Source organism: Rickettsiella endosymbiont of Aleochara curtula (assembly GCF_964030935.1).
Lineage (GTDB): Bacteria > Pseudomonadota > Gammaproteobacteria > Diplorickettsiales > Diplorickettsiaceae > Aquirickettsiella.
On the sequence record NZ_OZ034990.1, the window covers coordinates 998,649 to 1,018,940 of the forward strand.

General features: G+C 38.6%; 19 protein-coding genes. 10 read left to right on the forward strand and 9 right to left on the reverse strand.

Going from position 1 to position 20,292, the window contains the following annotated elements; genetic code table 11:
* Window positions 1-52: 52 nt before the first annotated feature.
* The gene (gene hemL / locus AAHF87_RS04335; RefSeq protein ID WP_342147261.1) at window positions 53-1,369 is read right to left on the reverse strand and encodes a glutamate-1-semialdehyde 2,1-aminomutase; all 1,317 of its coding nucleotides are present in this window, start codon (window positions 1,367-1,369) and stop codon (window positions 53-55) included.
* Between the two features lie 378 nt (window positions 1,370-1,747).
* Between hemL and mrdA the strand changes: the two genes are divergently transcribed.
* Window positions 1,748-3,913: a penicillin-binding protein 2 gene (mrdA, locus tag AAHF87_RS04340; RefSeq protein ID WP_342147262.1), complete on the forward strand. Its 2,166-nt coding sequence runs from the start codon at window positions 1,748-1,750 to the stop codon at window positions 3,911-3,913.
* 121 nt (window positions 3,914-4,034) lie between these two features.
* The gene (gene rpsT, locus AAHF87_RS04345; protein WP_342147264.1) at window positions 4,035-4,313 is read left to right on the forward strand and encodes a 30S ribosomal protein S20; all 279 of its coding nucleotides are present in this window, start codon (window positions 4,035-4,037) and stop codon (window positions 4,311-4,313) included.
* A 7-nt stretch (window positions 4,314-4,320) separates the two neighbouring features.
* Here the strand turns inward: rpsT and AAHF87_RS04350 are convergent, their stop codons facing one another.
* The 3 genes from AAHF87_RS04350 to coq7 form a co-directional block, all read right to left on the reverse strand.
* The gene (locus AAHF87_RS04350; protein WP_342147265.1) at window positions 4,321-5,181 is read right to left on the reverse strand and encodes a Rossmann-like and DUF2520 domain-containing protein; all 861 of its coding nucleotides are present in this window, start codon (window positions 5,179-5,181) and stop codon (window positions 4,321-4,323) included.
* Window positions 5,182-5,317: 136 nt separating this feature from the next.
* Window positions 5,318-6,427 (reverse strand): mechanosensitive ion channel family protein, encoded by a 1,110-nt coding sequence (locus tag AAHF87_RS04355; protein WP_342147266.1) that lies wholly within the window; start codon window positions 6,425-6,427, stop codon window positions 5,318-5,320.
* Window positions 6,428-6,447: 20 nt separating this feature from the next.
* On the reverse strand, window positions 6,448-7,089 hold the full coding sequence (coq7, locus tag AAHF87_RS04360) for a 2-polyprenyl-3-methyl-6-methoxy-1,4-benzoquinone monooxygenase (RefSeq protein ID WP_342147267.1): 642 nt from the start codon (window positions 7,087-7,089) through the stop codon (window positions 6,448-6,450).
* A gap of 94 nt (window positions 7,090-7,183) precedes the next feature.
* On the opposite strand from coq7, the gene AAHF87_RS04365 reads away from it, so the two are divergent.
* Window positions 7,184-8,536 (forward strand): Do family serine endopeptidase, encoded by a 1,353-nt coding sequence (locus tag AAHF87_RS04365; protein ID WP_342147269.1) that lies wholly within the window; start codon window positions 7,184-7,186, stop codon window positions 8,534-8,536.
* An 11-nt stretch (window positions 8,537-8,547) separates the two neighbouring features.
* Here the strand turns inward: AAHF87_RS04365 and tilS are convergent, their stop codons facing one another.
* The 5 genes from tilS to AAHF87_RS04390 form a co-directional block, all read right to left on the reverse strand.
* Window positions 8,548-9,915, reverse strand: coding sequence for a tRNA lysidine(34) synthetase TilS (gene tilS / locus AAHF87_RS04370; protein WP_342147271.1), 1,368 nt, complete (start codon window positions 9,913-9,915; stop codon window positions 8,548-8,550).
* A gap of 88 nt (window positions 9,916-10,003) precedes the next feature.
* A complete protein-coding gene (gene pnuC / locus AAHF87_RS04375; protein ID WP_342147272.1) occupies window positions 10,004-10,606 on the reverse strand; it encodes a nicotinamide riboside transporter PnuC in 603 nt (200 codons plus the stop codon).
* A gap of 35 nt (window positions 10,607-10,641) precedes the next feature.
* Window positions 10,642-11,589 (reverse strand): acetyl-CoA carboxylase carboxyltransferase subunit alpha, encoded by a 948-nt coding sequence (locus AAHF87_RS04380; RefSeq protein WP_342147274.1) that lies wholly within the window; start codon window positions 11,587-11,589, stop codon window positions 10,642-10,644.
* A 2-nt stretch (window positions 11,590-11,591) separates the two neighbouring features.
* The gene (locus AAHF87_RS04385; protein ID WP_342147276.1) at window positions 11,592-11,888 is read right to left on the reverse strand and encodes a PA3496 family putative envelope integrity protein; all 297 of its coding nucleotides are present in this window, start codon (window positions 11,886-11,888) and stop codon (window positions 11,592-11,594) included.
* Window positions 11,889-12,366: 478 nt separating this feature from the next.
* Entirely contained in the window at window positions 12,367-12,831 is a 465-nt protein-coding gene (locus AAHF87_RS04390) for an Hsp20/alpha crystallin family protein (RefSeq protein ID WP_342147277.1), read from the reverse strand.
* A gap of 186 nt (window positions 12,832-13,017) precedes the next feature.
* Between AAHF87_RS04390 and AAHF87_RS04395 the strand changes: the two genes are divergently transcribed.
* The 7 genes from AAHF87_RS04395 to rpoZ all read left to right on the forward strand — a co-directional run bounded on the left by AAHF87_RS04395 (window position 13,018) and on the right by rpoZ (window position 20,283).
* Window positions 13,018-13,338, forward strand: coding sequence for a (2Fe-2S) ferredoxin domain-containing protein (locus AAHF87_RS04395; protein ID WP_342147279.1), 321 nt, complete (start codon window positions 13,018-13,020; stop codon window positions 13,336-13,338).
* Complete coding sequence (gene lpxL, locus AAHF87_RS04400; RefSeq protein WP_342147281.1) at window positions 13,328-14,236, forward strand: LpxL/LpxP family Kdo(2)-lipid IV(A) lauroyl/palmitoleoyl acyltransferase; 909 nt, start codon at window positions 13,328-13,330, stop codon at window positions 14,234-14,236. Before AAHF87_RS04395 ends, lpxL begins: the two co-directional genes overlap by 11 nt.
* Before the next feature lie 8 nt (window positions 14,237-14,244).
* Window positions 14,245-15,444, forward strand: coding sequence for an amino acid permease (locus AAHF87_RS04405; protein WP_342147282.1), 1,200 nt, complete (start codon window positions 14,245-14,247; stop codon window positions 15,442-15,444).
* An 8-nt stretch (window positions 15,445-15,452) separates the two neighbouring features.
* Window positions 15,453-16,640 carry an amino acid permease gene (locus tag AAHF87_RS04410; RefSeq protein ID WP_342147283.1) on the forward strand — a complete coding sequence of 396 codons (1,188 nt, stop codon included), beginning with the start codon at window positions 15,453-15,455 and terminating at the stop codon, window positions 16,638-16,640.
* Between the two features lie 100 nt (window positions 16,641-16,740).
* A complete protein-coding gene (tkt, locus tag AAHF87_RS04415; RefSeq protein WP_342147285.1) occupies window positions 16,741-18,759 on the forward strand; it encodes a transketolase in 2,019 nt (672 codons plus the stop codon).
* Window positions 18,756-19,769, forward strand: coding sequence for a type I glyceraldehyde-3-phosphate dehydrogenase (gene gap, locus AAHF87_RS04420; protein ID WP_342147286.1), 1,014 nt, complete (start codon window positions 18,756-18,758; stop codon window positions 19,767-19,769). Before tkt ends, gap begins: the two co-directional genes overlap by 4 nt.
* 268 nt (window positions 19,770-20,037) lie before the next feature.
* On the forward strand, window positions 20,038-20,283 hold the full coding sequence (gene rpoZ / locus AAHF87_RS04425; RefSeq protein WP_342147288.1) for a DNA-directed RNA polymerase subunit omega: 246 nt from the start codon (window positions 20,038-20,040) through the stop codon (window positions 20,281-20,283).
* Window positions 20,284-20,292 lie beyond the last annotated feature (9 nt).

Sequence of the window (20,292 nt, forward strand, 5' to 3'; positions counted from 1 at the left end):
AAATAATTTTTATTAGAAATAAGACGATTTTTTAGATAATAGAAAGAAGTAATTAAGCATGAATTAATGAAGCAGATTCTTGTTTACACTTTAATTTATGAAAAACCCTCTCAGCTGCAGCTAAAGTTAAATTTATCTCCTGAACTTCATGTGCGCTCGATATAAAACCCGATTCAAAAGCGGATGGTGAAAAGTAAATACCTTCTGCTAACATTCTATGAAAGAATTCTTTGAAAAATATTTGATTAGCTGATTTTACCTGTTGATAATTATAGACTTCGCCTTCATTGCAAAAAAGAAATCCAAATAAACCTCCAACATGATGTGCTTGAAAACCAATATTGGCGGCTTTAGCCAGATCTAATAATCCTGAAATAAGCTTTTCGTTTATAAAATTTAATTCCGAATAAAACTCTGGTTGGCTGATTATCTCTAAAGTAGCAAGGCCTGCTGCCACTGTGACTGGATTGCCCGATAAAGTGCCCGCCTGATAAACATCTCCTAGCGGGGCAAGACAATCCATAACTTCGGCGCGTCCACCTAAGGCACCAACTGGCAAACCACCGCCAATAATTTTGCCCAGTGTGGTCAAGTCTGGTTTCACTTGATAGATTTCTTGGGCACCACCTAAAGCCACCCTAAAGCCTGATATCACCTCATCAAAAATTAGTAAGCTTCCATAATAATCGCATAACTCACGCAATCCTTCTAAAAAACCCGACAATGGTAAAATACAATTCATATTCGCCGCGATAGGCTCTACGATGACAGCGGCAATTTCCTTACCATAATGCATAAACATTTGCGTGACTTGCTCGAGATTATTAAAGTCAACACTCAAGGTTTGTTCTGCTACTACTTTGGGCACTCCAGCACTATCAGGGATACCGAAACTAGCTAATCCGGAACCCGCTTTTACTAACAACGCATCTACATGGCCATGATAACAACCATTAAATTTTAGGATTTTATCACGACCGGTAAAGCCTCGAGCAAGACGTATAGCTGTCATAGTAGCTTCTGTACCTGAGTTCATTAACCGTACTTTTGCTAAATTAGGCATTAAATGAGAAATTTTTTCGGCCAAGTCAATTTCCCCAGAAGTCGGGGCGCCGAAACTTAAGCCTCGTTTAGCGGCTTCTTCTACAGCAGACACAATTTTTTCGGGTGCATGCCCAAGAATCAATGCTCCCCAGGAACCTACATAATCGATATAGGATTTACCTTCTACATCAAACAAATAAGCCCCTTTCCCATGCGAAAAGAATATCGGATCGCCACCCACGGCATTAAACGAGCGCACTGGAGAATTAACCCCCCCGGGGATAACCTGCTTCGCTTTACAAAATAACTCATGTGAAGAAATCATATTTAACTTAGACCTGTCTTAAACCTTTAGTTTTTTATATACTCAGAGAAATTAAATGTTTGATACATTTATATTGTTTTTGCCTAATAGCAATTTATCGATTGTAAACGATAAACAAGGGCAAAAATGTCGTCGTGAGGCTTACATTTATGCTTTTTAAATGAACAAATTAGTCCTACATAGCATTGTATAAGTCCCATTTAAAACGCTAAGAACCAAAGCAATCTGAGACATCAAATTATCGACCGTAAATGGCAGTTTTGGGTATATATATTCACGGAGCTTGGATTTTTGGCAACACAGACAAAAATTCAAGTGGGAAGTGTATAACAAGGACCATGCTGTTATTCAGCATTTAACTTAGGCACGAACAACTTTATGCTCAAGCCAATTAATACATTTAAGAACACTCATCAAGAGCATAAATTATTTAAGCGTAGAGCTATCGCGATCCTTATTGGTATGTCTGTTCTAAGTATCTTATTACTAGGCCGACTCGTTTATTTACAAGTTTTTCAACACAAGCTGTATACCACCTTAGCTCGTCAAAATCAGCTTGGCCTAGTCTCCATAGAGCCAAATCGCGGCTTAATTTATGATAGAAATGGCGTATTACTGGCAGAAAATAAGCCTATTTTCAACCTTGTTATTACGCCTGACCTGGTAAAAAATATTGGCGCTACTATTCAACAATTAAGCTCCTTCATTAAAATTGACGCTGAAGATTTAAAACAGTTTAACCGTCAACGGCGCTTACATCATCGCTTTGAGCCTGTCCCTTTACGCTTAAAATTAAATGAAGAAGAAGTCGCTAAATTTTCTCTAGAAAGATATCGCTTTCCCGGCGTTGCGATACAAGCGCAAATGATACGTTATTATCCTCAAGGGGCTTCTTTTGCTGCGATTGTAGGCTACATGGGGAGAATTAATGAAAAAGAACTACAAAGCGTAGATCCCGTCAATTATAGCGCGAGTAATTTTATCGGTAAAACCGGCGTAGAGAAATATTATGAAGCACAGCTGCATGGAACAGTCGGTTATCAACAGGTGGAAACGAATGTGCACGGTCAAATTGTACGTATATTAAAGCAAACTCGGCCTATAGCAGGAAGAAGTATTACTTTAACTATTGATAGCAGTTTGCAAAAATTAGCCCAACAAGCTTTGGGCAGCCAAAAAGGAGCTATAGTAGCCTTGGATCCTCGTAATGGCGAAGTTTTAGCCTTCATAAGCAATCCAACTTTCGACCCCAATCTTTTTGTGAGCGGAATCCGACAGCATGATTATGAAATATTGCAAAATGAACCGGGAAACCCTCTCTATAACCGTGCCCTGCGTGGAGCTTACCACCCGGGCTCTACTATCAAGCCTTTCATCAGTACAGGGGCTCTTCTAGAAAATGTAGTCACCCCTACTTTTACCATCCATGACACCGGAGAATTTCAAATTAATGGAAGAGGACGAATTTATCACAATTTTCGTCGTCATGCTTATGGTGAGGTAAATTTACTTAAGGCGCTGACTGTTTCTTCCGATATTTATTTTTATAATCTAAGTTTACGCATGGGAATAAATAGGATTTACACTAGCCTGAAACGATTTGGGTTTGGAAGTCCAACAGATATTGACCTCCCTGACGAAAGTGGCGGAGTTTTACCCAACCCTCAATGGAAAGAAAAATCCTATAACACTCCCTGGTATGGCGGAGATACATTAAATTGTGGAATAGGCCAAGGCTTTCTATTAGTGACGCCTATACAACTTGCATTCGCAGTCAGCGCGCTCGCAGAATGGGGAGAACGTTGGAAACCTCATGTTGTATTAAGCTCGCGCAAAAGTGATGGAACAGTAAGCTTTACTAAACCACAATCTTTAGAACCGGTTAATCTACCTAAAGATATTTTGAGTTTTATTCGTACCGCGATGCAACATGTTGTTAATGCACCAGGAGGAACAGCCGAACGCTTCTTTCCAGGTGTCCCTTACACATTGGCAGGAAAAACCGGAACTGCACAAGTATATAGTTTAAAAAACGATGAACGTTACGATACCAAAACAGTCGCTGCTAAGCTTCGTGATAATTCATTATTTATTGCTTTTGCACCTGTTGAAAAACCTTCAATTGCTCTAGCTATCGTTATCCAGAATAGCGTTACTCCAGCCCCTCAAATTGCCCGCAAACTTTTAGATTATTACTTAATCCCCCCTTCACCCATACCAACTATTACTACACAACAAACCCTCCCAGTGATTGTTCCTGACAAAAAACCGGACAATCAATTAGGTGAGTCTTCTAAAAACCTATCGAATGCTTCCCAGCCTGTAGATACTTTAACGCCAGCTAAGGTTAAAACAGAGACAGAAGATGACGAAGACGATGAATATAGCAATGAAATAGAAGAACCTGACAACCACCAAGATGCACAGACGAACAAACCAAACAAAAATCCTTCGGCCGCCCCCGCTTCAGAAACAACACCTAGCAAAAATCACGATGCGGAAGGCTCTTTGGAAACAGATGATAATAACTCACTGGAAGAGTGATCGATTAACCTCTCTCGATTGACAAATAAGCTCTATAAGGGCATGATTAGCGCCTATTTACTCGACTTACATTAACTCTGTTGGTGTAAGCTCGTTTGTTGTTAATTCAGGAGGTTGTCCATTGGCCAATACAAAACAAGCAAAAAAACGTGTGCGGCAAGCAGAAAAACACCGCCAGCATAATACTAGCTATCGTTCTATGATGCGAACCTATATTAAACGTGTTGTTGTCGCTATTGAGGGTGGAAAAGCAACCGAAGCTGATGAGGCCTACAAAATCGCGTTACCTATTATTGATCGTATGGCTGACAAAGGTTTTATCCACAAAAATAAAGCCGCTAGACATAAGAGTCGCTTATTAGTCAGAATTCGCAAATTAACAAATTCTGCTGCCGCTTAAAATCCTACTAACTTGTAAAAAGCTGCGTTAATGATCTTTTTAGGCTCTCGTTGTGCCTAGTCAAAGATAATGTAGCTTTTCCCAAACTTTTATAAATATATTCTAACTCGGGAAAAGGCTGCAACGCAGATAGATGTTTTTTTAAAGTGCCTATATCCGCTCGTTGCAGAGGCCCTGTCAATGCTTTTTCAGGATGCAGTCTTTGCGCTTTACCTAAGGCTTGAGACATAAGCGCTAGCGTAAGATTTTCAGCCAATTCATCGTTTAGACCCGCTTTAGAATAACAATCCCTAGCCATAGCCGATAAGGTAACTAGATAGTTAGAGGCAAGCACACTCGCGGCATGATAAAGCGGCTTATCTTTTTTTTCGATTAAAAAAATCTGCCCCTCTATTGCATTGAATAAGGGTAACAGCCGATCTAATGCTTCTTTATTACCTTCAAATGCACAATATGTTCCTCTAAAGGTTTTCACATCCATCATTGGTTCAGAAAAACTAAAGATAGGATGTAAGCTTGCCGCATAACAACCTAAACGAACCACTGAACTTAGGGATTCCGAGGATAACAAACCGCTGCAATGGAAAACCACGTTCCCTGGCTTTAATATGCCTAGTAGAGTTATTTGTTGGGCGATCAATTCAATACTATCATCTGGCGTGGCTATTAAATAAATATCGGCGGATCTAAGTTGCTTAAGTGACTTACAAACGCTACCTTCTCCTAGAAAAGCAACCGTTTTTTCACCACTAGCCATACTTAAATTAACAATATCCTGAATACAAACAAGTTCTGTACCAAGGAACAAAGCCGCTAAGGTTTTGCCTAAACGACCGCAACCTATGACATTAAGTTTTAACTTTTTCATTTTATACTCTTCGCACTTGAATCTTTTTCTGTGTTGCCGCTCAATTCGCAATCCTCATTTATCTTAAATACACCGCGGTTGCTTCATTCTTGCGGCGCCTTGCCAAAAATCCAATTGCTGTGAGTAGATCATTTGCTTATTTTAATTGTTTATCAGTTTGATTTGATAAATTAAGCAACTCCGTAGTTTCTTTGTTTAAATACACATTATGACTAGGAAAAGACCACTCAGCGCCGTGATGCTGAATACACGCTAATAACTCCAAAAACAATGTCTGTTGCAGCTTTAAAAAATCCGCACTATCAATAATATTGGTATAGGCTACCACTACTAAATTAAGAGAAGTATTACCCAACTCACTAAGATTGACGGTTATGGGCCTATCTTTATCAATAGCCGTATGGTTTTTTAATATTGAGTGCATGTCTTCTAAAATAGCTGGAACTTTCATTAGATCCTGATAACGCAAACTGATTCGACAATGGAATCGTCTATATTTCATTCTTGATGGATTCTCAACAACTAAATTTGAAAATAAAGCATTTGGAATATATACAGGCCGACAATCAGGAGCTCGAATTCTGCAAACTCGCCAGCCTATTTTTTCTACAGTACCTTCCACTTTAAGTGCTGGTAAACTAATTCGATCCCCTATTACAAAAGGTCTATCTAAAAAAAGCATGCAGCTACCAAACAAGTTGGACAATAGATCTTTGGCGGCAAAACCTATGATGATACCGCCCATACCACCAAAAGCTAAGACTCCGGCAATGCTAAAGCCAAAAATTTGAAATAAAGTTAAAGCCGTTATAATAATAATTGCTAATTTTGCAATCTGACTCAAACCATGGACTAGCGTTTTATCAATAGTTTTATTTCTAGAGGATTTGAGAGTAGCTTCTTTATAAAACGAAACAAACCGCCATAAAAACCAAGCAAGTAAACCTGTAAACGCTAAATTCCGCATTAAATGAAATTGATCCGCACTAATTCCCTTCGATGCTATGCAGAGTGATTCGAGGGCGTAAAGTATGCCCATAACTGCAATTAATACTAACAACGGTCTATAAATGGACTCAAGTACTATAGCATCTAAAATATATGGCTTACGATTTAAAAGTCGCTGGTATTTTTGATAGCAAATACGGAATAAAAAACAAAGTATTGCTGTTAATACAAGGATTATTAAGGCTTTCAACATACAAAATTGCAGTAAAGCTTTAAATATGGTTTGTAGAAAATTCATCTTTTTATCCGATGTTTACCTTAAATTCGATAAGCGACTAAAGACATAAATTTAGCTAAGCCCTGCATAGCCCATTGAATTACCACTGGTAATGGTATAGCTCCCGCATCTTCGGCTGTGAAAGCATGCTCCAATTCCTCTTGGCGCATTTGCTCCAAAATAACGCGACTTTTTCTATCTTGTAAAGGCAATCTCTGCAAGTGCTTGTACAAATGCCTTTCTACTTGATGTTCAGTTTCAGCTAAAAAACCCAAGCTCACCTTATCGCCCCATATACCGGCAGTCAAACCTATCAACAAAGCGCTGGTATACCAAAAAGGATTTAAATAACTAACATGGGTATCTAGCTCATGAATTCGCTGTTGACACCAATTGAGGTGATCGACCTCTTCTGCAGCAGCTTTTTTTAATTTTTGTTTAATACCTTTGGATCGAGCTGTAAGTGCTTGGCCAGTATAGAGTGCTTGGGCACAAACTTCGCCAACATGATTTATTCGCATCAAACTGCCTGAAAGTTGGCGTTCTTTTTTACTTAAAACGCTATCTTGATTGGTTAAATTTGCAGCCGGATTGGACCGCATGGACCCAGAAAGCAGCTGTATTGACGATAAAGCTTCGTCGAACTGTAAAATTAACTGGTCCCAAGCAGAATAATAGCGCATTAAATAACCTTTAGCGTGTATAATACTCAATAATTGCAACAAAACCAAAAAATACGCTAAGCTTAGCGGCTATTAATTTGATATCGCAAAATCTATGAAGAAATTATTATACCAATTATTACTCAGTTCCTTACTTATAATCGGCTTTTGCCCATTAAGCTATGCAGGTTGGCCTTTTAGTCTAGCCCACCAAATGAACAAAGATAGTATCTCTTCGATGCTAAAACCTATACTGCCAGCTGTAGTGAATGTTTCTGTTCAAGGCGATATTCCGCTTAATCAATTGCCTCCTCCTGTGCCAGGACGCCCATATCCGCGTCATTTTGAAAGTATGGGCTCAGGTGTCATTGTAGACGCTAAAGCGGGTTATATTTTAACTAACGCGCATGTTATTCACGAGGCTAAAACCATCACCGTGACCTTAAGCGATGGCCGGGTTTTTAAAGCGACGCTCAAAGGTTCAGATCCCGCTTCTGATATAGCCTTACTCACTATCACACCTGATCACTTAACCGCTATTCCTTTAGGTAATTCAGATAATTTAAAGGTAGGCGATTTTGTTGCCGCTATCGGCAATCCTTTCGGGCTAAATCAAACAGTCACTTCAGGCATAGTTAGCGCATTACAACGCACAGGATTGGGGATAGAAGGCTACGAGAATTTTATTCAGACGGATGCCCCCATTAACCCAGGTAATTCCGGTGGAGCTTTAATTAATTTGCAAGGCCAATTAATGGGTATCAACACTGCCATATTAGCTCCGGGCTCGAATGCAGGAAATATAGGTATTGGTTTTGCTATACCCATAAATATGGCGAACGGCGTGATGAAACAATTAGCTGAACATGGTTCGGTAAAACGCGGATTAATGGGCGTGCTAGTACAAGACCTAACCCCTGCATTAGCTACCGCTTTACATATTGCCCCTGACACCAACGGAGCATTAGTATCTCAAGTGCCTAACTACTCACCCGCCGAAACTGCAGGCATTCAAACCGGCGATATTATCCAATCGATTAACGGCACTTCCATCCATAATGGCGGACAAGTAAAAAATATCGTGGGTATGTTAAGAGTCGGGGATAAAATTACTATTAAGCTATTACGCAAGGGGAAGACGATCAATACAGTAATAAACCTGACTGATCCTAAAGATTATAAAAAAGTTGCTGAACATGATAATCCGTTTCTCTATGGATTAGTATTACGTGACTTTAACCAAACTATTACCGGCCAAGGTCATTTGGTTGGGGTCGAAGTCGTTGATACCGACGAAGACAGTATGGCCTGGCATGCCGGTATCCGCCCTGGGGACGTCATAACATCTGCGAATCAAATAGCTATAACTAATGTTGCTCAACTACAAGATATCGCTAAGCAAAGTAAACAAGAACTTTTAGTTAACGTATTGTCCCGCGGCGGCATTAGATTTGTGGTAATCAAATAAAACCCTTCTAATCAATTGATTAGAGCTTGTTTGATGTCGTTAAGTAATTCTGAGTTGGGAAATTTCGGAATGCATTCAATAACAAAACCTAACTCATTTTGCTTTGCTGCAAAGCGTGGATCTATATCATATCCAACTACTGCAATTAATTCTTTTTGATAATAAATTAAAGGCAGCTTATTGCGTAGCCAAGGAGGAACACCCCATTCTTGGAATAACTTTTTTAATGGATGGGAACCTTGATGATTGCTCGCATAAAATCGTTCTCCACCTTGACGAAAAGCCACATCGACTTGCTGCTCTTTTAATAATGAATAACTCAAGCCTGTGCCTAAAACCTGCTTTGACGTCAGTTGATCTAATGTTGGCAATGTAACTGTCTGACCCAACTTCCATGCAGTAAACCCAACTCTAAAAAGCTTTTCATTTTCTACTAAATTTAGAGCATATAAACAATCACGGTAACGACGTAACTGGATATCTCCCCAATTAACTCGAGGCGATGCATCTATTCTACTTTTTAATAAAACATCAATTTGTTGCAGTTGTTTTTGACTAGGCAAAGAAAAATGTAATTGCTTTAACCAATAACGTAATACATTATTTCGACGCATACTAGTTAGCTTCTTTAAGTTAGAAATAATTAATATGTTCGTTGCGGGCCCTCTAACGAAACACCAATCCTGGTGAGCTACCTCGTCCAGCAAGGAATTCGCTTCCGCTAAATTTGCAGCAGCTCTCGCGATGGTTTTATCTGCTTGAGGCCAGCGTTGCTGAATAAATGGCATTACTTGATGACGAATAAAATTACGATTTAAACGTAAATCTTTATTGCTATCATCTTCTATCCAAGTTAATTGATGCTCTTGGGCATATTCATAAAGCTCTTTACGTGTAAAATCTAGCAAGGGTCGTATTAGATAAGCTTTCGAAAATGCCTGACAAAATGGCATGCTCGCTAAACCTCTAAGACCTGCACCACGTAACAACTGTAATAATAAGGTTTCCGCTTGATCATTGCGATGATGAGCCGTTAGTAAAAAATCTCCTGAGGGTATTCTTTTAGCCATAACGCCATAACGCGCATCTCGGGCGTAGGCTTCTGGGCTCTCACCCGATTTAGGATGCGCATCTACTGGAATAACTTCACAATAAATACCGAGTTTTTCACTGGTCTGTTGGCAAATATTAGCCCATTTTATCGAGTCAACATGCCAGCCATGATTGACATGGATAACTCTTAAACGCTTTGCAGGTACTATTCGACTTAGAGCATAGAGTAAAACTTGTGAATCCAAGCCACCACTATAGGCCACCCAAAACCTAGCGGATGCTGCGTATTGTTTTAATAAAAACTGGAGTTTTTCGTGTGTAAACATGAACTAACCATACAAAATTTACCCGGCAACTGTAAAGTCTACGCTCAAAACCAATTAAACCTAGGGATGAAAAGGGACAAAGCTGATCTCAGCCAGATTTAGCGTATACGATGGAATGTGACCCTCTGGATTTATTTAAAGTTTCTCTCCATAGATAGTAGCCTTTGATACATAGCAGCATAAATACTGAATAGAGCAGCGCTGTTAAATACAAGGTTTTGCTGATATACAAACCTATAGAGAGCAAATCAACCACTATCCATAAAACCCAGTGATGTAAATATTTTTTACCCATCATCCATTGGGCAATCAAGCTCAATGTGGTAATCGCGGCATCGGCATAAATAGTAGTAGAATCTGTATTATATTTTAGAATAAAACTAATACTGAAAAATAAAATAATAGCGGCTAGTACTAAAGACAAGCCAGTAGAATTATTTATTACTTGGATAACTAAGGGGTTCTTCTCACTACTACCATATCGCCATTGGTAGAGTCCATAAAACTGAAAAATTAAAAAAACTCCCTGCAAGCACATATCAGCATACAACTTGGTATTAAAAAAAATAATGGCATATAAAGAAACCGTTATGATCCCAAATAACCAGTTCCATAAGCTGCAACGAGTTAAAAGGTAAACATTTACCACGCCCGACATGAAAGCCATGGCTTCGATAGCGAAAAACTTCATATTTTAATGGCTAGACTAAAAGCTAAAAATCTAAATTAAGTACCCATAGCTAAAATCTTGCTGTAGCGCAATTCGAGTAGTTTTTCCATAGAAAAATATTGGATCTGCGCTAATTGTTTAATAAGTTCAATCTTTAGTTGATTAGCCATCTCATCAAAATCAGTATGCGCACCACCTAAAGGCTCTTGAATCACTGCATCTATCAATTTGAGTTTATACAAGCTACCAGCATTCATGGCCATCGCTTCAGCAGCTTCAGGGGCTTTTTCAGCACTTTTCCAAAGAATAGTAGCACATCCTTCAGGTGAAATAACTGAGTAAATACTATATTGCAACATCAAGATTCGATCGGCTACACCTATAGCTAAAGCACCACCTGAGCCACCTTCTCCAATTATCGTAGAAATAATGGGTGTCTTCAGCTGAGACATCACTTGTAAATTTTGTGCAATCGCGCCACTTTGGTTACGTTCTTCTGCATCAATGCCAGGATAAGCACCAGGTGTATCAATAAAAGTCAAAATCGGCAATTTAAACCGTTCTGCCAATTCCATCAGGCGGATAGCTTTACGATAACCTTCTGGCTTGGGCATTCCAAAATTGTGTTGGACTTTTTCATTGGTAGTACGACCCTTCTGTTGACCAATAATAACCACGGGTTGGTCTGCTAAATTAGCAACACCGCCGATAATAGAAGGATCATCTGAAAACTCTCTATCGCCATGCAGTTCGTCAAAATCAGAAAAAATTCTACTTATGTAATCCGAAAAATAGGGTCTTTGTGGATGACGTGCCAATTGTACTATTTGCCAAGCATTTAATGATTGAAAAATAGATTCGGTTAATTCTATTTTTTTCTGCTCTAGACGTTTAATCTCTTCGTTGACATTAAGGTCAGCATCATTACCTAGCTTACGCAGCTCTTCTATTTTTGCCCCAAGCTCTGCGATAGGTTGTTCAAAATCCAAAAACTTAAAGTGCATAGCTACTCACTTTTTGTTGCATCTGAAGTTTCTGAAATGAGCTCATTTTCAAACTCATAGTCGAATTCCTCGCGTAATCGTCGTTGCTCTAAATAATCTTCAATAGCTCGGCGCTTTTCAAGTGAAAATCGAACGGGCGAGACTTTTGTTTTCTTATTCAATGCATCTAGGGCCAATTCTTCAGGCCATGTATCTAATTCTTCATCTTCAATGTCTAAGATATCAGGTGGTAATTCAGTATCACTACTTCCATCACCATCATCTTCTTCTAGTAAAGCCTCTGTTTCTTTATACTCCATAGATCCTACCTATTAAATAAAGCAGCCTATTTCAGCGCTTACTTTAGTGGGTGTAATACCCATTTGGCAAGTATACTCTTCGCAATTGAATTTTTGCCCATGTTGCTTCTTCAATTCGCAATGTGACTATCACTTACCTTTAAACCCTAGACCTGTCACAAACCTTCATATAAGTCGCTTACTTATCGTTGGCAAAGTAACTAGGCATTGGCGTACATAGCTCAGACATCCCTGGAACGATCCTAATGGTGATCTCCATCGCCACACAATAATATTTGGCTGAAGTGAAACCCATAGTTTGAGAAAATCACTCTAACGTCCTTATGTATAGCATGCTCTAGAATATCAAGTACACCTTCCTAAAAGGTTATTAGCTTATACACGAATTCTTAACCCAATTCATATAGTCTTCGCACTTAAATTTTTGTCCATGTTGCCCAAAATCCAACTGCTGCGAATATAGCTAGGAATTAAAAAATTAATCTTTTTTATCTTCCACCCTTATTTTCTTGACTGACGCTTTATCCCTTTTTGGAATAATGATTCTAAGCACACCATGCTTTCCTTCTGCTGTTATCTTATCGGCGTCAGCGGTATCCGGCAAAGCAAAGCGCCGATAGAAACTACCTTTTGATCGCTCAACTCGGGTGTATCCTTGGCTTTCTTCCGAATGAGTCTCTACTCTTTCACCTTTAATCGTCAATATCCCATTTTCCATAGAAATTTCAATATCTTTCGGATCCACACCCGGAATATCTGCAAAGAGCATAAAACGATTAGGCTCTTCCTTGATATCCACTGCAGGTGCCCAATGGCTAGTTTCAACCATCGAGCTATCTTCAACGCTTTGGTGACTAGGATCAAACAATTGATCCCACTCTTGCGATAGGCGGTGCAATTGGTGTAATAAAGAGGGGGATCGGTAGCGCATAAGATTTGACATAAACTTTTTCCTCCTTGCTTAAACCATTAGTCTAACTCAAAAAGACACTTTTGATGAGTTAAATGGTTTACGTCAGCTTTTTTGCCTAGAATTCAGATTTTTAACGTAGATAAGGCAGCTAGATAGAGATACTTATTTATTTCTGGTAAAGTAAAAACTTTCTTATTTTTGCTATAAAACATAGTTATGTCCTATTATCAACAACATATCTTTTTATGCACTAATCTACGGGAAAATAATAAGGATTGTTGCGCTAAACGCGGAGCCAAACCCTTATTAGACTATTTAAAAACAAAAATAAAACTACTGATGGAAAATCAGCAGCAAAAAATTCGAGTAAGTCATTCCGGATGTCTAGGGAGGTGTAGCTTAGGGCCGTTATTGGTGATTTATCCCGAAAGTACTTGGTATCACTACAATACACAACAAGATATTGACGAAATTATTAAACAACACTTAATTAAAAAACAAATAGTACATCGGTTGTTATTATCTAATGCAAAATAAATTTTTAGAGCTGATACATCCTCGTTACTGGCCTACTTGGTTAGGGTTAGGAGTTTTATATCTCACTACAAAACTACCTTACGCCTTACAACTACAATTTGGTAAAAGTTTTGGGCGCATTTCCTATTTTTTATTGAAAAGATTTCGACGAATCGCGGAAATTAATCTGAAACTTTGTTTTCCCGAATTGTCCGACAAACAACGTAAAAACTTACTTAAAAAACAGTTTCAATCTCTGGGAATGGGACTCGTCGAATCTGCCATGGCTTGGTGGATGCCTGATCATAAATTAGATTCGCTTGTTCATGTAAAAGGCTTGGAACACTTGCAAGAAGCTATAAGCAGAAACAAAGGTGTACTTATTTTAAGTGGTCATTTTACATCGTTAGATATCTGTGGTCGTCTGTTTTCTAGCATTTTTCCAATGCATGTTGTTTACCGGGAACAAAAAAATCAAGTCATCGATAGGTTATTAAAACAACATCGTCATTTTAAATGGATGCAACCTATACATCGTCATGCTATTCGCCAAATTATTAAAACCTTGAAACAAAACAAAGCTATTTGGTATGCAGCGGATCAAGATTATGGTCCTACACACAGTGTTTTTTCGCCATTTTTTAACATTCCCGCTGCTACTATTTCAACACCAAGTCGTTATGCAAGTCGAACAGGAGCACAAGTTGTTACCTTATTTTATCATCGCCTTGCTAGAGGAAAAGGTTACCAAATTACTATTGGGCCTATTTTAGAAAATTTTGCTCAGGGTGATGATTCCCAAGATACACAATTTTTTAACCAATTGTTGGAACAAGCTGTTCGTGCTCACCCCGACCAGTATCTTTGGATACATCGACGCTTTAAGACACGTCCTCAAGGCGATCCTTATCTCTATTAAAAATAAACATGCATAATAAACTTATCGGCGGCATATTACTTATCATTGGTACCAGCATTGGCGGAGGAATGTTAGCTCTACCTATTGCTACAGCGCAGTTAGGCTTTATCAATTCACTCATTTTTTTAGTACTGTGCTGGGCGGTGATGACCGCTGCTGCATTGCTTATTTTAGAAGTTAACCTCTGGCACAGCGTAAACAGTAACTTAATCAGCATGGCTAAAAATACATTAGGTAGGTTTGGTCAGATCATCGCATGGCTTAGCTATCTTTCACTGCTGTATGCTTTACTAGCTGCTTATATTGCGGGAGGTGGCGATTTCTTACAGCATCTCCTGCTAACATTTCACTTGCACCTATCCACAAAAATTTCTGCGGTATTATTTGCAGGATTATTGAGTTTAATTGTTTATAGAGGATTAGGATCGGTTGATTATGTTAACAGAGGTTTAATGCTCAGCAAGCTATTAACCTTCATTTTATTGGTGATGTGTATTTTTCCTTTTATTTCTATTCATTACTTATTCAGTTTGGAAAATGCTTATCAGCTTAGTATTATTTTAGGTAGTACGACGGTTATTATGACCTCATTTGGTTTCGCGGTAATAGTGCCAAGCTTACGCAGTTACTTTAGTAATGATTTGATTATGCTGCGTAGAGCTATTCTAATCGGCAGCTTAATTCCTTTATTGTGCTATATTCTGTGGGAATTAACTATTATGGGCGCTATACCTACACATGGAAACTCGGGTTTAATATTCATGTATCATTCAGGACATTCCACTAGCGATTTAATGTCTGCCCTGAACCATTTATTTGATAATAAATTAATTAATTTTTTTGCAAAAATATTTACCTCCATTTGTTTCGCTACTTCTTTTTTAGGTGTAGCTTTAAGCCTATTTGATTTTTTTAGTGATGGGCTGCAAATTGAAAAAAAAGGTTTAAAAAAGCTAGTTCTATATATACTTACTTTTTTTCCTCCATTATTCATTGCCAATCATAATCCCCATGCTTTTATCACGGCTTTATCTTATGCAGGAGTACTTTGTGCCATCCTATTAATACTTCTTCCTGCCATGATGGCCTGGAGTGGACGCTATATTAAAAAATGTGCTTCGGGGTATCAAGTTGTAGGTGGAAAATCTTTACTATTTAGCTTAATGCTTATTGCATTACTTATTATTATTTTAAGCCTTATTCGCTAAAAAATCTTATGAATATTAAACAATTTGGCGGTATTTTATTAATTACTGGTAATGCTATAGGTGGCGGGATGTTAGCTTTACCGCTTGCAACCGCTCAAGCAGGCTTTTTAAACTCATCGCTTTTTTTGATCGCTTGTTGGGGGATTATGCTAGCCGGTGGTTTGTTGGTTTTAGAAGTCAACCTTTGGTTCCCACCTAATAGCCATTTAATTTCCATGGCGCGCGCTACTTTAGGTATTCCTGGCGAGATTATTGCCTGGTTATGTTATTTATTATTGCTATATGCTTTGCTAGCAGCATATATCGCGGGTGGCTCAGATTTTTTACAAGGCATTTTACAAAAAATAGATTTGCATTTTTCAGCAGTAGTTACAGTCTTTTTATTTGTATTTATTTTAGGCCCCATCGTTTATAAAGGCATGCATTCCGTAGATTTGATAAATCGAATACTGATGGGAGGAAAATTACTTATTTTTTGCCTGTTAATATTATTTCTATTCCCTTTTATATCAACTAAGCAACTGGCACAGGGCGATATACATTACTTACCCAACAGCCTAACTATTATCATTACATCGTTTGGCTTTGCCGCCATTATTCCTAGTTTACGCAGTTATTTCCATAGTAATGTTAAACAATTACGCCAAGTTATTATATTGGGTAGCTTAATACCTCTTATTTGTTATATCTTCTGGAATGCAGCCATTATGGGGGTTATCCCTATCAATAAACTTTTATCGATTGCCCAGTCCAGTCAGTCTACTAGTCATTTAACTAATACGCTAAGCCATTTATTAAATAAAAATAGCATTACTTTATTTGCTTGGATTTTTACCTCCATTTGTTTAGCAACTTCCTTTTTAGGAGTAGGTATCAGCTTGTCAGATTTCTTATTTGATGGTTTAGCGTTTATCCCAACGGAAAAAAATAAATTTATTGTATTCCTACTTAGCTTTTTACCTCCTTTAATCATGGTTTTGTTTTACCCTGCCTCATTTATGCTGGCCTTGAATTATGCTGGCATATGGTGTGCCATCTTATTGGCTTTGCTTCCCGCATTAATGGCTTGGTCTGGACGTTATAGTCAACAAATCGATGCGCCTTATCGATTAATGGGTGGAAAAATTTTATTAAGTTTGCTGATCCTGGCCTCCTCTATTATCATTGCGCATGCGATTATAGTTGATATTTTTTAAGCTATATATTTGTAGTTGAATTTTTGCCTGTATTGCCGTTCAAATTGTATTTTTGAGTTTTAAAATATTCCTGATTATGGGGTAAATAGGAAAATCTTTAATGTCTTACCAAAAAAAATATGCTGATGCCATTCGATTTCTAAGCATAGATGCCGTGGAAAAAGCCAATTCAGGCCATCCTGGCATGCCCATGGGGATGGCGGACATTGCCACTGTCCTATGGCGAGAATTTTTAGTCCATAACCCCAATAACCCACAATGGAGTAATCGTGATCGTTTTATTTTATCGAATGGCCATGGATCGATGCTACATTATGCATTACTTCATTTAAGCGGTTATGATCTTTCATTAGATGAAATTAAAAAATTTCGCCAATTGCACTCCAAAACTCCAGGACATCCTGAAGTAGGTTTAACTCCAGGAATAGAAACAACAACCGGGCCTCTCGGTCAGGGATTCGCGAACGCAGTCGGTATGGCGCTAGCAGAAAAAAATTTGGCTGCGCATTTTAATCAACCTTCTCGTTCCATCGTCGATCATTTTACTTATGTATTTCTGGGTGACGGTTGTTTAATGGAAGGGATTTCTCATGAAGCTGCTTCTTTGGCAGGATGTCTAGGCTTAGGTAAATTAATTGTTTTCTGGGATGACAATAATATTTCTATTGATGGCAATGTTTCAGGCTGGTTTAAAGATAATACGCCCGAGCGCTTTAAAGCTTATCATTGGCATGTTATTCCTGAAATTGATGGTCATGATCCACAACAAATTAAACTAGCTATCGAAAAAGCTCGTAAGGTTACTGATAAACCCAGTCTACTTTGCTGTAAAACCAAAATTGCATTTGGCGCTCCCAATTTAGTCGACAGTCATCAAGCACATGGAGCAGCGTTAGGTGAAAAAGAAGTAGCTGCCACCAGACTTGCATTACATTGGAATTATCCACCTTTCGAAATACCAGAAGATATTTATCAAGCTTGGGATGCTCGTTCTAAAGGAGACATGTTAGAAAAAGCTTGGGAAGAAAAATGGACCGCCTATCAAACCGCATTTCCCGAACTTGCCAAAGAGTATCAACGGAGAATTAATAGAAAATTACCTTTAAATTGGTCAGAAAAAACTAAAGAAATTATCGAAAGCATTTATAAAAATCCTTCGGAAAAAATAGCAACACGTAAAGCTTCCCAAAATGCATTAAATGCCTTTGCGCCTCTTTTACCCGAATTATTAGGTGGATCTGCAGATCTAACAGAATCTAATTCTACCTTTTGGAAAGGATCTCAAGTTTTAACTAGTGAAAATCCAGCCGGTAATTATATTCATTACGGTGTACGTGAATTCGGTATGTCCGCCATGATGAATGGCTTAGCCTTGCATGGAGGATTGATTCCTTATGGAGGAACCTTTTTAGTCTTTAGTGATTACGCACGTAATGCGGTTCGCTTATCCACATTAATGAAGCAACGCGTTATTTTTATTTATACACACGACTCTATTGGTTTAGGAGAAGACGGTCCGACGCATCAACCTATAGAGCAAATCAATAGCTTACGACTTATTCCTAACCTTTCTGTCTGGCGGCCTTGTGATACTTTAGAAACCGCCATTGCCTGGCAGCAAGCGATACAACATTTAGGCCCTACTTGTTTATTACTCACGCGCCAAACCGTATTTCAACAAACGCATAGCCAAGAAACCTTACAATCTATCCATCGGGGCGCCTATATTCTTCTCGATAGTCCATCAACACCTGAAGCCATCATCATAGCAACAGGTTCTGAAGTTAGTTTAGCCATCAGTGCTGCGCAATCTTTAAATGAAGAGGGCAGACAAATCCGAGTGGTATCTATGCCCTCCGCTGATCGTTTTGAACAACAAGATTCGGCCTATAAAACTAAAATTTTGCCTAACTCGATTACATTACGTGTCGCTATAGAAGCCGGAAGTAAAGATTTTTGGTATCGTTATGTAGGCAATAAAGGCAAAATCATTGGACTAAATCAATTTGGCGAATCTGCGCCAGGCACAGAAGTCTTTAAAAATTTTGGATTTACGACAGAAAACCTTATTAAAACATTAAATCAACTATTAACAGGTGAAGCAGGAGAAGTATTATGACAACCCGTATTGCTATCAATGGTTATGGCCGTATAGGCCGAAATATATTGAGAGCTTTTTTCGAAAACCCTAAGAAGCATGATATAGAAATTGTTGCGATAAATGACTTAGGAAACATCGATATTAATGCTCATCTGACACGTTATGACACCACTCACGGAAAATTTATAGGGACCATAAGCATTGATAAAGATTATTTAATTATCAATGATCAACGAATAAAAATCTTTTCGGAACGCGATCCAGAAAATTTGCCGTGGAAAGAATTAGATATTGATGTCGTTCATGAATGTACCGGCCTCTTTACTTCCCCAGAAAAGGCTGGAAAACATATCACAGCGGGGGCAAAAAAAGTCATCATCTCTGCTCCCGCTGGTAAAGGGGTTGATGCGACTATTGTTTATGGTGTTAATCACCATACTTTAAAAAGTCGCGATACCATTATTTCTAATGCTTCATGCACCACCAATTGTCTGGCTCCTCTAGCAAAAGCCTTGCATGAAAATTTAGGGATTATTCATGGTTTAATGACCACCATCCATGCTTATACCAACGATCAAGTGCTCATCGACACGTATCACCCTGATATGTACCGCGCACGTTCCGCAACCCATTCCATGATTCCTGCTAAAACAGGCGCCGCTTCGGCACTCGGTCTAGTATTACCTGAACTAGCTGGAAAACTCGACGGTTTAGCAATACGCGTTCCTACGATAAACGTCTCTTTAGTAGATTTAAGTTTCCAGGCTAAACGCGAAACAACCGCTCAAGAGGTGAACGAAATCTTAAAAAAAGCTTCTGAAACTAGTGCATTGAAAGGTCTGCTTAATTATAGTGAGGAGCCTCTGGTTTCTATCGATTACAATCATAACCCAGCTTCTTCTACGGTAGATGCACCGCAAACTCGGGTAATAGGCGACTTTGTTAAGGTTCTTGCCTGGTATGACAATGAATGGGGATTCTCTAATCGAATGCTGGACGTTACCACCGCATTGATGAAAGCAGCTTAATTTAGCGGAAAAAAGCCACTTTAAACGCTTAATCCCGAAAAAACAGGAAAAAAGCTATACTTTTATCGGAAATATATACTCATAGCAATTGGATTTCTGACAAAGCACCTTGAAAGCGGAAGAAGGCTTCATTTCATCAAAATACATGAGGATTACGAGTTGAACGGCAACATAGTCCAAAAATTCAAGTGTGAGGAGTATAGTATAGATATAGCCAAATAATGTTATAGTATTAGGTTCAATTTCGCTCAACTAATAGAGAATTTATATGGCACGCGTTACCGTTGAAGATTGTTTAAAGAAAGTCAAAAATCATTTTGAATTAGTAATTATAGCCTCAAAACGGGCCCGGCAAATTGCTAAAGGCGGCATGGCCATGGTTGACCCCGAAAACGATAAACCTACAGTGATAGCCTTGAGAGAAATCGCTGATGGGAAACTCAATGAAGCCGGGGAAAAATCAGAGCAAGAAACCGGTGGCGGCCTAAGTGGGTCACAGTCTACAGGCTTGTAAAAAACCCGG

What these genes read in the sequence shown, in the direction of transcription:
- AAHF87_RS04395 (WP_342147279.1), top strand. Translation starts at nt 13,018, where the DNA reads ATGTCCTATTATCAACAACATATCTTTTTATGCACTAATCTACGGGAA.
- lpxL (WP_342147281.1), top strand. Translation starts at nt 13,328, where the DNA reads ATGCAAAATAAATTTTTAGAGCTGATACATCCTCGTTACTGGCCTACT.
- tkt (WP_342147285.1), top strand. Translation starts at nt 16,741, where the DNA reads ATGTCTTACCAAAAAAAATATGCTGATGCCATTCGATTTCTAAGCATA.
- AAHF87_RS04385 (WP_342147276.1), bottom strand. Translation starts at nt 11,888, where the DNA reads ATGGAGTATAAAGAAACAGAGGCTTTACTAGAAGAAGATGATGGTGAT.
- AAHF87_RS04405 (WP_342147282.1), top strand. Translation starts at nt 14,245, where the DNA reads ATGCATAATAAACTTATCGGCGGCATATTACTTATCATTGGTACCAGC.
- pnuC (WP_342147272.1), bottom strand. Translation starts at nt 10,606, where the DNA reads ATGAAGTTTTTCGCTATCGAAGCCATGGCTTTCATGTCGGGCGTGGTA.
- AAHF87_RS04410 (WP_342147283.1), top strand. Translation starts at nt 15,453, where the DNA reads ATGAATATTAAACAATTTGGCGGTATTTTATTAATTACTGGTAATGCT.
- tilS (WP_342147271.1), bottom strand. Translation starts at nt 9,915, where the DNA reads ATGTTTACACACGAAAAACTCCAGTTTTTATTAAAACAATACGCAGCA.
- mrdA (WP_342147262.1), top strand. Translation starts at nt 1,748, where the DNA reads ATGCTCAAGCCAATTAATACATTTAAGAACACTCATCAAGAGCATAAA.
- rpoZ (WP_342147288.1), top strand. Translation starts at nt 20,038, where the DNA reads ATGGCACGCGTTACCGTTGAAGATTGTTTAAAGAAAGTCAAAAATCAT.
- AAHF87_RS04365 (WP_342147269.1), top strand. Translation starts at nt 7,184, where the DNA reads ATGAAGAAATTATTATACCAATTATTACTCAGTTCCTTACTTATAATC.
- coq7 (WP_342147267.1), bottom strand. Translation starts at nt 7,089, where the DNA reads ATGCGCTATTATTCTGCTTGGGACCAGTTAATTTTACAGTTCGACGAA.
- AAHF87_RS04380 (WP_342147274.1), bottom strand. Translation starts at nt 11,589, where the DNA reads ATGCACTTTAAGTTTTTGGATTTTGAACAACCTATCGCAGAGCTTGGG.
- AAHF87_RS04350 (WP_342147265.1), bottom strand. Translation starts at nt 5,181, where the DNA reads ATGAAAAAGTTAAAACTTAATGTCATAGGTTGCGGTCGTTTAGGCAAA.
- gap (WP_342147286.1), top strand. Translation starts at nt 18,756, where the DNA reads ATGACAACCCGTATTGCTATCAATGGTTATGGCCGTATAGGCCGAAAT.
- hemL (WP_342147261.1), bottom strand. Translation starts at nt 1,369, where the DNA reads ATGATTTCTTCACATGAGTTATTTTGTAAAGCGAAGCAGGTTATCCCC.
- AAHF87_RS04390 (WP_342147277.1), bottom strand. Translation starts at nt 12,831, where the DNA reads ATGTCAAATCTTATGCGCTACCGATCCCCCTCTTTATTACACCAATTG.
- AAHF87_RS04355 (WP_342147266.1), bottom strand. Translation starts at nt 6,427, where the DNA reads ATGAATTTTCTACAAACCATATTTAAAGCTTTACTGCAATTTTGTATG.